Raw genomic sequence first — 14,710 nt, forward strand, 5'->3', positions numbered from 1 at the left:
GGGGACATCACGCGGCGGATGCGCGTGGTCGTCTGAGATCTCAGACCAGGATCCCCCGGTCGGTGGGTCGGACGGGGAACGGCAACTGCGTCTCCCCTTCAAGATACCGGTCAACGGCGGATGCCGCTGCACGGCCTTCGGCGATCGCCCAGACGATGAGCGACTGGCCGCGGCCCGCATCCCCGGCCACGAACACGCCGGGCTGGCTCGTCTGGTAGTCGGCGTCGCGCTGCACGTTGCCGCGCTCGTCGAACGGAACCTCGAGCTGGGTGCCCAGGTCGTCGCTCTCGGGGCCGGTGAAGCCGAGGGCGAGCAGCACGAGATCGGCGGGGATCTCGCGCTCGGTGCCCGCCTTGGGAACGCGGCGTCCGTCGAGGTACTCGGTCTCAGCGACGCGGATGGCCCGCACTTCGCCGTACTCGTTGGCGAGGAACTCGACGGTCGAGGCGAGGAACTCGCGGTGACCGCCCTCTTCGTGCGCCGTCTGCACCTCGAAGAGCGTCGGCGTCGTCGGCCACGGCTGGTGGCTGGGACGCTCGCTCGGCGGCTGCTTGCCGATGGCGAGGTTGGTGACCGAGGCCGCCGCCTGGCGGTGTGCGGTGCCGATGCAGTCCGCACCGGTGTCGCCGCCGCCGAGGACGACGACGTGCTTGCCCTCGGCCGTGATCTGGTCGGCGACCGTGTCGCCCGCACCGACCTTGTTCTGCTGAACGAGGTACTCCATCGCGAAGTGCACGCCGCTGAGGTCGCGTCCGGGAACGGGGAGGTCGCGCGGAACCATCGCGCCGGTCGAGATCACGACGGCGTCGTAGCGTGCGCGCAGGTCTTCCCAGGTGATGTCGACGCCGATGTTGACGCCCGCCCGGAAGCGGGTGCCCTCGGCCATCATCTGGTTGAGTCGCGCCTCGAGGTGCTTCTTCTCCATCTTGAAGTCCGGGATGCCGTAGCGAAGCAGTCCGCCGATTCGGTCGTCGCGCTCGTACACGGCGACCGTGTGGCCGGCGCGAGTGAGCTGCTGAGCGGCCGCGAGACCCGCAGGGCCTGAACCGACGACGGCGACAGTCTTGCCGGTGAGGCGCTCGGGCGGATGCGGCTGCACCCAGCCGTTCTGCCAGGCCTGGTCGATGATCGAGACCTCGACCTGCTTGATCGTGACGGCGGGCTGGTTGATGCCGAGGACGCACGACGACTCGCAGGGCGCCGGGCACAGCCGCCCGGTGAACTCCGGGAAGTTGTTCGTCGCGTGCAGGCGGTCGATGGCCTGCCGGCCTTCGCCGCGCCACATCAGGTCGTTCCACTCCGGGATCAGGTTGCCGAGGGGGCAGCCCTGGTGGCAGAACGGCACGCCGCAGTCCATGCAGCGTCCGGCCTGCTGACGCAGTGTGCTCGGGTCGCCGGCCTCGTAGACCTCTTTCCAGTCCATGAGACGGACCGAGACCGGACGGCGCTTGGGGAGCTCGCGCTCCGTAACCTTGAGGAAGCCCTTCGGGTCAGCCACCGGTCACCTCCAGAATTCTGTTCCAGACAACGTCGCCGTCGGGGTCCAGCCCCTCGTCGACCGCGTTCTGACGGGTTTGCAGCACGGCCGCGTAGTCACGCGGCAGCACCTTGACGAACTTCGCGACGGTGTCGTCGAAGTTCTCGAGCAGGTCGGCCGCGAGAGCCGATTCGGTCTCGGCGGAGTGGCGTTCGAGGAGATCGCGGACGATCTCGACATCGGCGCTCCCGAGCGGGAGGAGTTCGAGCTCGCCGCTGGCGAGAGCGTCGCGGTTCACGCGATCCTCCTTGAGCTCGTACACGTAGGCGGTGCCGCCGGACATACCGGCTCCGAGGTTGCGCCCCGTTCCGCCGAGGATGACCGCGAGGCCACCGGTCATGTACTCGAGAGCGTGGTCGCCCACGCCTTCGACAACGGCCGTCGCGCCGGAGTTGCGCACCAGGAAGCGCTCGCCCACGATGCCACGGATGAACATGCTGCCCTGGGTCGCGCCGTAGCCGATCACGTTGCCGGCGATCACGTTCCGCTCTGCCGGGAACACGCTGTTGCGGTCGGGTCGAACCACGATCTGGCCGCCAGAGAGCCCCTTGCCGACGTAGTCGTTGGAGTCGCCTTCGAGGCGCAGCGTGATGCCGCTCGGAAGGAAGGCGCCGAGCGACTGCCCGGCGGATCCGGTGAGCGTGATCTCGATCGAGCCGGTCGGCAGACCGTTCTCGCCGTGACGCACAGTCACCTCGTGTCCGAGCATGGTTCCGACCGCGCGCTCCGTGTTCCGGATGGGCAGGTCGATCTCGATGTGACCACCGCGTGCCAGCACCTCGGCGCTGCGCTCGATGAGCTGGTTGTCGAAGTGCTTGTCGAGCTCGTGGTCCTGCTGACGCGCGTTCTTGCGGGGCGCATCTGCCGGGAAGTCCGGGCCGGTCAGGATGGGCGCCAAGTCGAGTCCGGACGCCTTCCAGTGCTCGATCGCACCGTTCACGTCGAGGAGCTCTGCGTGGCCGATGGCCTCATCGAGCGACCGGAAGCCGAGCTCGGAGAGGTACTCGCGCACCTCCTGCGCGATGAACTCGAAGAAGTTCACGACGAACTCGGGCTTGCCCGTGAAACGCGAGCGCAGCTCCGGGTTCTGGGTGGCGACACCGACGGGGCACGTGTCGAGGTGGCACACGCGCATCATGATGCAGCCGGAGACCACTAGCGGAGCGGTTGCGAAGCCGAACTCCTCAGCGCCGAGCAGGGCGCCGACGATGACGTCACGGCCGGTCTTCAGCTGGCCGTCGACCTGCACGACCACGCGATCGCGCATCCCGTTGAGCATCAACGTCTGCTGCGTCTCGGCGAGTCCGAGCTCCCACGGTGTTCCCGCGTGCTTGAGCGAGTTGACCGGCGATGCGCCCGTGCCGCCGTCGTGGCCGGAGACGAGCACGACATCGGCCAGCGCTTTCGCGACACCCGCCGCGACCGCGCCGATGCCCGACTCGCTGACGAGCTTGACGTGCACCCGGGCATCCGGATTCGCGCGCTTCAGGTCGAAGATCAGCTGCTTCAGGTCTTCGATCGAGTAGATGTCGTGGTGAGGAGGCGGCGAGATGAGGCCGACGCCGGCCGTTGCGTGCCGGGTGCGGGCGACCCACGGGTAGACCTTGGTCGGCGGCAGCTGACCGCCCTCGCCCGGCTTGGCGCCCTGGGCGAGCTTGATCTGGATGTCGTCTGCATGCGTCAGGTACATGCTCGTGACGCCGAAGCGTCCGGATGCGACCTGCTTGATCGCGCTCCGCCGCTCCGGGTCGAGCAGACGGTCGAGATCCTCGCCGCCCTCACCGGTGTTCGACTTGGCGCCGAGCCGGTTCATGGCGATCGCGAGGGTCTCGTGCGCCTCCTTGGAGATGGAGCCATAGCTCATCGCGCCCGTGGAGAACCGCTTGACGATGCTCTCGACCGACTCGACGTCGTCGAGCGGGATCGCTGGACGCACGCCGCTCTGCAGCTTGAACATGCCGCGCAGAGTCATGAGCGACTCGGCCTGCTCGTCGACCGCCGACGTGTACTCCTTGAAGATGTCGTAGCGGCGTGTGCGCGTGGAGTGCTGCAGCCGGAAGACCGTCTCCGGGTTGAACAGGTGCGGGGCGCCGTCGCGGCGCCACTGGTACTCTCCCCGGTCTGGAGACGCTCGTGCGCAAGCACCGCGCCCTCGGACGGGTAGGCCGACGCGTGACGGGCGAGGTTCTCGGCCGCGAGCACATCGATGCCGATTCCGCCCAGCTTGCTGGTGGTGCCGGTGAAGTACTGGTCGACGAGCTCCTGGCTGAGACCGACGGCCTCGAAGGCCTGGGCGGCCGCGTACGACGAGACCGTCGAGATCCCCATCTTCGACATGATCTTGAGGACGCCCTTGCCGAGCGCCTTGATCACGTTCTTGACGGCCTTCTCCGGTGTGATGCCGGTGATGAGGCCGCTGCGGACGAGTTCCTCGCAGGTCTCCATCGCCAGGTACGGGTTGATCGCGGACGCTCCGTAGCCGATCAGCAGGGCGACGTGGTGCACCTCGCGGACGTCGCCGGCCTCGACGATGATCCCGACCTTCATGCGGTTCTCGGCGCGGATGAGATGGTGGTGCACGGCCGCGAGCATCAGCAAGGACGGGATCGGAGCCAGATCTTTGTTCGAGTCGCGATCGCTCAGCACGATGAACTGGGCGCCGGCCTCGATCGCCTCGTCGACCTCCGCACACATCTCGGCGAGCCGTTCCGCCATCGCGTCGGGGCCGTCGTTGAACCGGTACAAGCCCTTGACCGTGGTGGTCAGACGGCTGCCGGGTCGCGGGTCGATGTGCTGGATCTTCGCCAGCTCGTCGTTGTCGATCACCGGGAAGTCGAGCACCACCTGGCGGGCGTGCTCCGGACCGGCGGAGAGCAGGTTGCGCTCCGGGCCGAGGCCGAGCTTCAGCGAGGTGACGACCTCTTCGCGGATGGAGTCCAGCGGCGGGTTGGTGACCTGCGCGAACTGCTGCGTGAAGTAGTCGAAGAGCAGGCGCGGGCGGTCGGAGAGCACTGCGACGGGCGTGTCGGAGCCCATGGCGCCGAGGGGCTCCGCACCCGTCGTGGCCATGGGCTTCAGAAGGATGCGCACCTCCTCCTCCGTGTAGCCGAACGTTCGCTGGCGCCGCGTGATCGAAGCCGGGGTGTGCACGATGTGCTCGCGCTCCGGCAAGTCTTTGAGGTTGATCCGGCCCTGCTCGAGCCACTCGCCGAACGGCTCGCTCGCCGCGAGCTCCGACTTGATCTCGTCGTCTTCGATCAGGCGACCGGCGACGGTGTCGACCAGGAACATCCGGCCGGGCTGCAGTCTGCCCTTGCGCACGACACGGCTCGGCTCGATGTCGAGAACGCCGATTTCGCTCGCGAGAACGACGAGACCGTCGTTGGTCACGACGTAGCGGCCGGGACGGAGTCCGTTGCGGTCGAGGGTCGCACCGACGACGGAGCCATCGGTGAAGACGATCGCGGCGGGGCCGTCCCACGGCTCCATGAGCATCGAGTGGTACTCGTAGAAGTCACGGCGCACCGGGTCGATCTCCGACTGGTTCTCCCAAGCCTCCGGCACCATCATCATGACCGCGTGCGGCAGCGACCGGCCGGAGAGCGAGAGCAGCTCCACGACCTCGTCGAACGAGGCGGAGTCGCTGGCGCCCGGCGTGACGATCGGAAGCACGGGTGCGAGGTCGCCGAGCAACTCGCTTTCGAGCTGCGACTGGCGGGCCCGCATCCAGTTGCGGTTTCCCTGCACGGTGTTGATCTCGCCGTTGTGAGCGATCATGCGGAAAGGCTGCGCGAGCGGCCACGACGGGAACGTGTTCGTCGAGTAGCGGGAGTGGACCAGAGCGAGCTTGGACGCGAATCGCTGGTCGGACAGATCGGGATAGAACGGCTCCAGCTGCAGCGTGGTGACCATTCCCTTGTAGACGAGCGTCCGGCTCGATAGAGAGGTGAAGTAGACGTCGAGCTCGCGTTCGACCCGCTTGCGCAGGAAGAACGTCTGACGGTCGAGAAGGATGCCGCCGACCGGCTCCCCGTCCTCTCCCGTTCGTGTGCTCGACACGAAGAGCTGTTCGATGGCCGGCATGGCGTCGCGCGCCAGGTTGCCGATCTCGGCGGGGCTCACGGGGACCTCGCGCCAGCCGATCACGACGAGCTCCTGCTCGACGGCGATCGCCTCGATAGCGGCCTTGACGGCCGCGCGCTCCCCCGCCTCGAGAGGCAGGAAGGCGTTGCCGACGGCGTAGCGACCGGCACCGGGCAGGTCGAGGCCGGCGACGGCTCGAAGGAACGCATCCGGAACCTGCGTGATGATGCCGGCGCCGTCACCGGTGCCGGCGTCGGAGCCGACCGCACCGCGGTGCTCGAGGTTGCGGAGAGCGTTCAGGGCCGCATCGATGATGTCGTGGCCTGCGGTGCCGCGCAGAGTCGCGACCATAGCGAGACCGCAGGCGTCCTTCTCGAGGGCAGGGTCGTAGAGACCCTGCTTCTCGGGAAAGGAACCGAAGCGGGAGTGGGGAGGCTTGAGTGCCATATGTCGACCGTCCTCACGTCTTGACGTCAATTACGGAGGGACGCCATCGGCCCGGGAACAAGGGGGAAGTTTCCGCTCGTTTCCACCTGGTGCGGTGCGGGGAGGCGGTTCTGTCCGAGGTGCTTTTAGAGGGTCCTCGGCTGAAAGACTTACGAGCCGAGTGAGCTTGTGGCTTTGGCTGCGCGCGATCCGGTCGGTTCAGTGGCGTCATCGCCGTGAGCGTCATCATCCGAATCGGTGTCGTCAGAGTCTACCTCAGCATCCGGGCGAATCCACGCACGTCCGGGTCGGTACACGCTCGGCTCGAGTCCGGGGTGGCGGCGCGACTGCACGATGAAGAGCACGACGCCCAGCACCACGGCGGCGAACGCGGCCCACACGTTGGTCTGGATGCCCAGGAAGTTGAACTCACTCGGGTCGATGCGGATCGACTCCAGGTAGGACCGGCCGAGGCCGTACCAGATGAGGTAGACCGCGAACGCCTTGCCCCAGCGCAGCTGGAACTTGCGCTCAAGCCAGATGATCACGAAGATCCCGATGATGTTCCAGATGATCTCGTAGAGGAACAGCGGCTGGAAGAGCGTGCCCTCGGGGAGCCCGACCGGGATCGCCTTGTTGCCGGCGTCGATCTCGAGGCCCCACGGAACGTTGGTCGGCAGGCCGAACAGCTCCTGGTTGAAGTAGTTGCCGAGGCGGCCGAGGGCCTGAGCCAACAGCATCGCCGGGGCGAGCGCATCCGCGAACGACCAGAACCGGATTCCCGACCAGCGGCAGCCGATGTACGCACCGACGGCGCCACCGATCAGTGCACCGAAGATGGCGTTTCCGCCCTCCCAGATGTAGAGGGTCTTCAGCAGGTCGGCGCCCGGGTAGAAGTAGTCGGCCGGGTGCGTGATCACGTGATAGATGCGCGCGCCGATGATTCCGAGGGGAACCGCCCACAGGATGATGTCGAGCACGACGCCCGGCTCGGCACCACGCTTCGAGAGACGGCGCGACGTCCACATCGCGGCCACGACGATACCGATCAGGATGCAGATCGCGTACGTCTGGACACGCCAGTGGATGAACCAGAAGTCGATCGGGATCTGCTGCCACTCGGGCCCCGGGCTGGGAATGCTCGCGTACCAGCTGCTCATCGTCGCAAACACCCGATGACTCACCTTTCGAAGTTGATCAGACCGCGCAGAACGTGCGCGCGGCCACCATAGTCTATTTTGCTTTTGCGGTGCCCTTTGACAGCTCCGCAGCGACCTCGGCGACGCGCTCGACGCCTCCGTCTGCCAGAGCTTTCACCAGAGCCGACCCGACGATCGCGCCATCGGCGTATTCGAGCACCTCCGCCACCTGGTCGGCGGTCGAGATGCCGACGCCCACGCAGGCGCTGGTCGCGCCGACGTCACGGAGACGGGCGATGAGCGACCGGGCCGCGGCGTCGACGTCCGACCGGGCACCGGTGATGCCCATCGTCGAGACGGCGTACACGAAGCCACGGCTCGCCTCGACGGCCTGACGCAGGCGCGCCTCTGTCGATGATGGGGCCGCAAGGAAGACGCGGTCGAGCCCAGCGCGCTCCGAGGCTGCGAGCCAGTCGGCTCCTTCGTCGGGGATCAGGTCGGGAGTGATGAGGCCCGCTCCCCCGGCAGCGACCAGGTCGTCGGCGAACCGATCGACGCCGTACTGCACGACCGGGTTCCAGTACGTCATCACCAGAACGGGCACGTCGACGCGCGCAGTGATCTCGCGAACGGCGGTGAAGCCGTCGCGAAGCCGGAAACCGCTCGCCAGGGCCTTCTGAGTCGCCGCCTGGATGACCGTTCCGTCCATCACAGGGTCGGAGTACGGAAGGCCGAGTTCGATGATGTCGACGCCGTTCTCGGCGATCGCGACGGCGGCGTCGATGCTGGTCTGCAGATCGGGGAAGCCGGCAGGCAGGTAGCCGATGAAGGCTCCGGCGGCATCCCGATTGCGTTGGGCGATCGTGTCGGCCACGCGACTCGCCGAGGTGGTTCCGCTCACGACTGCACCGCGCTCTCGTCGATCAGGTCGAAATAGCGTCCAGCGGTCTCCATGTCCTTGTCGCCTCGGCCACTGAGGTTGACCAGGATGATGGCCTCCGGTCCGAGCTCGCGCCCCAGTGCGAGGGCGCCCGCAAGAGCGTGTGAGGATTCGATGGCGGGGATGATGCCCTCGGTGCGACTGAGCAGCCGCAGCGCATCCATCGCCTCGGCGTCGGAGATCGGAAGGTACTGTGCACGACCGATGCTCGCGAGCCAGGCGTGCTCGGGGCCGACCCCCGGGTAGTCGAGTCCGGCCGAGATCGAGTGCGACTCGATGGTCTGCCCGTCCTCGTCCTGCAGCAGCATGCTACGGGCGCCGTGCAGCACGCCCGGACGGCCCTTCGTGATCGTCGCAGCGTGACGCGGGGTCTCCGCGCCCTCACCGCCGGCCTCGTAGCCGATCAGGCGCACGTCTTCGTCGTCGAGGAAGGCGTGGAAGATGCCCATCGCGTTCGAGCCGCCTCCGACGCACGCGACGACGGCATCCGGAAGCCTGCCGGTCAGCTCGAGCACCTGCTGGCGCGCCTCTTCGCCGATGATCTTCTGCAGGTCGCGCACCATGGCGGGGAACGGATGCGGTCCCGCGACGGTGCCGAAGATGTAGTTGGTGTTCTCGACGTTGGTCACCCAGTCGCGCATCGCGTCATTGATCGCGTCTTTGAGCGTGCGCGAGCCCGTCTTGACAGCCACGACCTCGGCGCCGAGCAGGCGCATCCTGGCCACGTTCAGCGCCTGTCGTTCAGTATCGACCTCGCCCATGTAGATGGTGCAGTCGAGGCCGAAGAGGGCTGCAGCGGTCGCCGTGGCGACACCGTGTTGACCGGCGCCGGTCTCGGCGATGACCCGGGTCTTGCCGATCCGCTTGGTGAGAATGGCCTGGCCGAGCACGTTGTTGATCTTGTGAGATCCGGTGTGGTTGAGGTCTTCGCGCTTCAGGATGATGCGCGCGCCACCGGCGTGCTCGGCGAAGCGCGGCACCTCGGTGATGATCGAGGGGCGGCCCGTGTATGTGCGGTTCAGCTCGTCGAGTTCGGCGATGTACGCCGGGTCGACCTTCGCCTCTTCCCACGCCGCGGACAGCTCGTCGAGGGCGGCGATCAGCGACTCCGGAACGAAGCGCCCGCCGAAGTCGCCGAAGTACGGGCCGGTTTCGGAACGAAGGGACATCAGACCACCAGGAATTCCTCGAGCGTCGCGACGGGGTCGCTCGTGACGAGCGCCTCGCCGACGAGCACGACATCCGCGCCCGCGGCCCGATAGTGCGCCACATCGGCCGCCGTCTTGACGGCGGACTCTGCGACGCGGATGACACCGGACGGGATGCTGTCGGCGAGCCTGCCGAAGAGATCCCTGTCCAGTTCGAACGTTGAGAGGTTGCGGGCGTTGACGCCCACGAGACCCGCGCCCGTGTCGAGCGCACGGCTCAACTCGTCGGCGGAGTGGGCTTCGACGAGGGCCGTCATGCCGAGAGAGGTGATCAGTTCGTAGAGCGACACCATCGACTTCTGGTCGAGGGCGGCGACGATCAGCAGCACCAGGTCGGCGCCGGCAGCACGGGCTTCGAACACCTGGTACGGGTCGGCGATGAACTCCTTGCGGAGCACCGGGATCGAGACCGCGGCACGGACGGCTTCGAGATCCGCGAGCGAGCCGTTGAACCGGCGCTCCTCGGTGAGGACGCTGATCGCACTGGCGCCGCCGGTCTGGTACGACACGGCGAGGGCGGCGGGGTCGGCGATCTCGGCCAGGGCACCGCGCGACGGGCTCGAGCGCTTGACCTCGGCGATGATCTTCACGCGCTCGGCGGGCGAGAGTGCGGCGAGTGCGTCGAGAGCGGGGGCACGGTCGGCGGCGGCCGCCTCGACGACAGCGAGCGGGCGATCAGCCCGCCGCCGCTCGGCGTCCTGGAGCGCGCCGGCGACGAGGTCGGCGAGCACGCGTCAGTGGCCCTTCGGCTGGGTCTTGGCTCCCCCGACGCCGTAACCGGCACGCTTCATGCCCCAGCCGACGATGAGGCCGACGATCGCGAGGCCCGCAGCGGCCCACACGACGATCGGAAGCTCGTAGAAGAACGCGATCGCGCCAATCGTGAAAGCGATCAGCATGATGATGACGGCCGTCCACGCCGCCGGAGAGTGACCGTGGCCTGGTTCGACGGACTCGGTGCTCATGGGACTCCTGCTCGTGAGGTGTGCGGCTCGATGTGCCGCGCACGGTGGATCAATGGGGTTCTGTTCAAGTCTAGCGAGTGCGGTCGCAGGGGTTCGTGCAGCCCGCTCAGCGCGTGGGATCCTCGCCGCGGCTGAGCTCGTCCCAGCTGTCGATGGCCTGATCGCGTTCGAGGGGTTTCGCGGGTGCGTTCGCCGCTCCCGCGTCGCCGCTCTCGGCGACAGCGCGCGCCTCGGTGTCGTCGTCGGCGGGGATGGTGGCGGCATCGGCGGTGTCGACCGCATCCTGAGCCGCGAAGACCTCAGCGGCATTCGCGCCGTTCTGGTCTTCGAATCGGGCCTCGTACCGTTTCGACGCCCCCGGCCAGAGCCGGCCTGTCACGATCACGGCGACCGCGGCCAGAAGCAGCACGATCCCGCCGGCGACCGCGACCGCCGGCCAGACCTGCGTGTCAACGCGTGCGACCAGCCGCGCGACGGATGCGTCCCCCGACACCCCGGTCGCCGACGTGATCGCCGACGACGCGGCCTGAACCGGATTGCTGATCGCCGTGAAGGAGGAGATCAGGACGCTCGCGCCCAGCAGGAGCCCGAGCACCGCGAGCACGATCCGGAACACCGGGCCGGCGATCGCCAGCGCCGCCGCCAGGGCGAGCCCGGCCAGAGCCAGCGCGGTCAGCGCGGGCGCGGCAGCCGAACCCTGCACGACGAGTGCGCCCGCGTGGCCGCCCGCAGCGGTGAGAACGACGGAGAACCACGGTTGCGTCGCCGCTAGGAGCACGAGCCCGGCGCCGATCACGACCGCGAGGATCGTCAGGTACTTCGCCCGACGCGACCCGCGACGTACGGTGGCTTCCTCAGTCGCTTCCGACACCGTGCACCCGTCTCATGGCGTTCGCGACGGCGACCGCGCGAAGCGGTGCAGCAGCCTTGTTCTGCGACTCCTGGAACTCGCTCTCGGGAATCGAGTCGGCCACCAGTCCGCCGCCGGCCTGCACGCGCGCGACGCCGTCCATGATGGTGGCCGTGCGGATCGCGATGGCGAGGTCGGCGTCGCCGGCGAAGCCGAAGTAGCCGATCACGCCACCGTAGACACCGCGCTGGGCCGGTTCGAGCTCATCGATGATCTCGAGCGCCCGCGGCTTGGGAGCCCCCGACAGCGTTCCCGCCGGAAACGTCGCTCGGAACACGTCGATGGCCGTGGCCGTCGGCAGCAGGTCGCCCTCGACGGAGGAGACGATGTGCATGATGTGGCTGAAGCGCTCGACGCGCATGAACTCGGTCACCTCGACGGAGCCCGCCCGGCAGACCTTCGCGAGATCGTTGCGAGCGAGGTCGACGAGCATCAGGTGCTCGGCGCGCTCCTTGTCGTCGCCGAGCAGGGTGGTCTCGAAGTCGAGGTCCTCCTCGGGCGTCGCTCCGCGAGGCTTCGAGCCGGCGATGGGATGCGTGAACGCGCGACCGTTCTGCACCTTGAAGAGCGCTTCGGGTGACGATCCGACGATGGAGTACGCCCCGCCGTCCGGACGCTCCAAAGCCAGCAGGTACATGTACGGGCTCGGGTTCAGGCTGCGGAGCACACGGTAGACGTCGAGCGGATGCGCGGAGCACTCCAGCTCGAATCGCTGGGAGACGACGACCTGGAAGATGTCGCCGTCGACGATCCGCTCCTTGGCGGTGACGACCGCAGCGAGGAAGTCCTCGCGCTTCGTGCGCGACACGGGGTCGGCCGGGGTGGCGAGGTCGACCTGGGCGAGCCAGGCTTCCGACGGCTGCGCGAGACCGGTCTGCATCCGATCGAGTCTGCTCTGGGCCTCTGCCCACAGCGCGTCCTCGTCGTCCTGTCCATCGTTCAGGACGTTGGCGATGAGCTGGACCGTACCGGAGCGGTGGTCGATGACGACGAGGTCGGCCGAGAACGCCAGCGCCTGCCCGGGGATGTCGTAGTCCGCTGGTGGCTGGTTGGGCAGGCGTTCGATCTGCCGGATCGCCTCCCAGCCGATGAAACCGACGAGGCCGCCGGTCAGCGGCGGCAAACCCTCGACGCGCGGCGTCTGCCAGCGGGCGTACAGGGCCGACAGCGCCTCGAGTGGCGGGAGGTCCGCGGCGGTGCCGAGGGCGCGCTCGGCGGAGACGCCGTAGTCGAGCCAGCGCACCGCATCCCCGTCCTGGGTCAGCACCCCGAACGAGGAGACGCCGACGAACGAGAACCGCGACCAGATGCCGCCCTGTTCGGCCGACTCGAGCAGGAACGTGCCCGGACGGTTCGCAGCCAGCTTGCGGTAGATGCCTACAGGTGTCTCACCGTCGGCGAAGAGCTCGCGCGCCACCGGTACGACCCGATGGTCGGCGAGCAGGGCACGGAACCTGTCGCGGCTGGTGGAGCCGGTGTCCGTGGTGGCGATCACGAGGCCTCCGAGGTGGTCTGGGCCGTGTCCGGCACGTGGCCGACGACCGGCGCGAGCTGGTCGCCGTCGAAGCATGTGTGCGTGCCGGTGTGGCAGGCGGCGCCGATCTGCTCGACGCTCACCAACAGAGTATCGCCGTCGCAATCCAGTGCGGCGCCCTTGACGTACTGCGCGTGGCCCGAGGTGTCGCCCTTGCGCCAGTACTCCTGGCGCGACCGCGACCAGAACGTCACACGTCCCTCGGTGAGAGTGCGACGAAACGCCTCGGCGTCCATCCAGCCCATCATGAGCACCTCGAGGGTGTCCCATTGCTGGATGATCGCGGGAACCAGCCCGTCGGAGTTGAACGCGACCCGGTCCAGGATGGCCGGATCGATCGTCGCTGCTTCCGTCATGACCTGACCTCCAGACCCGCCTTCGCGAGTTCTTGTTTGACATCGCCGATGCTCATCTCACCGGAGTGGAGGACGCTGGCGGCGAGCACTGCATCCGCCCCCGCCCCGATGGCCGGCGCGAAGTCGGTGACCTTGCCCGCGCCGCCCGAGGCGATCACGGGAACGCTGCTGATCTCGCGCATGAGCCGGATGAGCTCCAGGTCGAAGCCCTCCTTGGTACCGTCAGCGTCGATCGAGTTCACCAGCAGTTCTCCGGCGCCGAGCTCGATCGCCGTCGCCGCCCAGTCGAGGGCGTCGAGGTCGGTCTCGGTGCGTCCGCCGTGAGTGGTGACGACGAATCCGGATGCTGTGCTCGCGGACCGCTTCACGTCCAGCGACAGCACGAGCACCTGAGCGCCGAACCGGTCCGCGATCTCGGCGACCAGCGCCGGGCGTGCGATCGCCGCAGAATTGACGCCGACCTTGTCGGCGCCGCTGGCCAGCAGCCGCGAGACGTCTTCGGTGCTGCGCACTCCCCCGCCGACGGTTAACGGGATGAAGACCTGCTCGGCCGTCGCCCGCACGACGTCGTACGTCGTGGCGCGATTGTCCACGGTCGCCGTGACATCGAGGAACGTCAGCTCGTCCGCGCCCTGCTCGAAGTACGACCGCGCCAGTTCGACGGGATCGCCCTGGTCGCGCAGGTTCTGAAAGTTCACTCCTTGACGACGCGGCCGTCGGCCACGTCCAGACACGGGATGACCCTGACCGCGACGCTCATCAGATGCGCGCCGCGTGGATCGACGTGACGAGGATGGCGCGCGCGCCCAGCTCGTACAGGCCGTCCATGATGTGGTTCGTCTGCTCGCGCTTGATCATCACGCGCACGGCCACCCAATCGGGTTCGCCGAGTGGTGACACCGTCGGCGACTCGACGCCCGGCGTGAGGGCGACAGCCGCGTCCAAGAGTGCGACCGGAAGGTTGTAGTCGACCAGCACATACTGGCGCGCGACCATCACGCCCTGCAGACGCCGCAGCAGGGTGTCGACTCCGGATGCGGTGGCGGGCGACGAGATCAGCACCGCCTCCGACTCCAGGATCACCGGACCGAAGATCTCTAAGCCTTGCTTGCGGAGAGTAGTGCCGGTCTCGACGACGTCTGCGACCGCATCCGCGACCCCGAGCCGCACGGCGGACTCGACCGCGCCGTCGAGGTTGACGAGCGTCGAGTCGATCCCGTTGTCGGTGAGGAAGGCGCCGACAAGACCGGGATAACTGGTGGCGACGCGCTTGCCGTCGAGGTCGGCGAGGTCGGTGAAGACACCGGTCGGTCCGGCGAAACGGAACGTCGAGGCGGCGAAGTCGAGGGCGGCGATCTCCGCCGCGGGCGACTCGGAGTCGAGCAGGAGGTCGCGGCCGGTGATACCGACATCTAGAGCCCCCGAGCCCACATAGGTGGCGATGTCGCGCGGGCGGAGGTAGAAGAACTCCACGTCGTTGCGCGGGTCGGCGACGATCAGCTCTTTCGGGTCGCGGCGGCCGTGGTAGCCGGCCTCGGCGAGCATCTGAGCCGCGGTCTCGGAGAGCGAACCCTTGTTGGGGACGGCGATTTTCAGCATTGGTCAGTCTTTC

The 14,710-nt window shown here is 67.9% G+C and carries 10 protein-coding genes and 2 pseudogenes; all 12 read right to left on the reverse strand.

All coding sequences use genetic code 11. The features are described 5' to 3' along the window. Window positions 1-40: 40 nt before the first annotated feature. Window positions 41-1,498 (reverse strand): glutamate synthase subunit beta, encoded by a 1,458-nt coding sequence (locus ACQ86A_RS12390; protein ID WP_431277342.1) that lies wholly within the window; start codon window positions 1,496-1,498, stop codon window positions 41-43. Next, window positions 1,491-6,067: pseudogene (gene gltB, locus ACQ86A_RS12395) on the reverse strand (glutamate synthase large subunit). Before gltB ends, ACQ86A_RS12390 begins: the two are co-directional and overlap by 8 nt. A gap of 149 nt (window positions 6,068-6,216) precedes the next feature. Further along, on the reverse strand, window positions 6,217-7,206 hold the full coding sequence (lgt, locus tag ACQ86A_RS12400) for a prolipoprotein diacylglyceryl transferase (protein WP_431277343.1): 990 nt from the start codon (window positions 7,204-7,206) through the stop codon (window positions 6,217-6,219). 73 nt (window positions 7,207-7,279) lie between these two features. Beyond that, window positions 7,280-8,086 carry a tryptophan synthase subunit alpha gene (gene trpA / locus ACQ86A_RS12405; protein ID WP_431277344.1) on the reverse strand — a complete coding sequence of 269 codons (807 nt, stop codon included), beginning with the start codon at window positions 8,084-8,086 and terminating at the stop codon, window positions 7,280-7,282. After that, on the reverse strand, window positions 8,083-9,294 hold the full coding sequence (gene trpB / locus ACQ86A_RS12410) for a tryptophan synthase subunit beta (RefSeq protein ID WP_431277345.1): 1,212 nt from the start codon (window positions 9,292-9,294) through the stop codon (window positions 8,083-8,085). Before trpB ends, trpA begins: the two co-directional genes overlap by 4 nt. Then, window positions 9,294-10,064, reverse strand: coding sequence for an indole-3-glycerol phosphate synthase TrpC (gene trpC / locus ACQ86A_RS12415; protein ID WP_431277346.1), 771 nt, complete (start codon window positions 10,062-10,064; stop codon window positions 9,294-9,296). The genes trpB and trpC overlap by 1 nt, the downstream gene beginning before the upstream one ends. Window positions 10,065-10,067: 3 nt before the next feature. Next, window positions 10,068-10,298 (reverse strand): DUF6704 family protein, encoded by a 231-nt coding sequence (locus ACQ86A_RS12420; RefSeq protein WP_431277347.1) that lies wholly within the window; start codon window positions 10,296-10,298, stop codon window positions 10,068-10,070. A 106-nt stretch (window positions 10,299-10,404) separates the two neighbouring features. Continuing rightward, window positions 10,405-11,169, reverse strand: a complete 765-nt coding sequence (locus ACQ86A_RS12425; protein ID WP_431277348.1) for a Trp biosynthesis-associated membrane protein — start codon at window positions 11,167-11,169, stop codon at window positions 10,405-10,407. After that, window positions 11,153-12,703, reverse strand: coding sequence for an anthranilate synthase component I (locus ACQ86A_RS12430; RefSeq protein ID WP_431277349.1), 1,551 nt, complete (start codon window positions 12,701-12,703; stop codon window positions 11,153-11,155). The genes ACQ86A_RS12425 and ACQ86A_RS12430 overlap by 17 nt, the downstream gene beginning before the upstream one ends. Then, window positions 12,700-13,098, reverse strand: a complete 399-nt coding sequence (hisI, locus tag ACQ86A_RS12435; protein ID WP_431277350.1) for a phosphoribosyl-AMP cyclohydrolase — start codon at window positions 13,096-13,098, stop codon at window positions 12,700-12,702. The genes ACQ86A_RS12430 and hisI overlap by 4 nt, the downstream gene beginning before the upstream one ends. Next, window positions 13,095-13,858 (reverse strand): annotated as a pseudogene (hisF, locus tag ACQ86A_RS12440) (imidazole glycerol phosphate synthase subunit HisF). The gene hisI and the pseudogene hisF overlap by 4 nt, the downstream one beginning before the upstream one ends. Continuing rightward, the gene (gene hisG, locus ACQ86A_RS12445) at window positions 13,858-14,697 is read right to left on the reverse strand and encodes an ATP phosphoribosyltransferase (RefSeq protein WP_431277351.1); all 840 of its coding nucleotides are present in this window, start codon (window positions 14,695-14,697) and stop codon (window positions 13,858-13,860) included. Before hisG ends, hisF begins: the two are co-directional and overlap by 1 nt. Window positions 14,698-14,710 lie beyond the last annotated feature (13 nt).

This window comes from Leifsonia poae, assembly GCF_050632195.1.
Lineage (GTDB): Bacteria > Actinomycetota > Actinomycetes > Actinomycetales > Microbacteriaceae > Leifsonia > Leifsonia poae_C.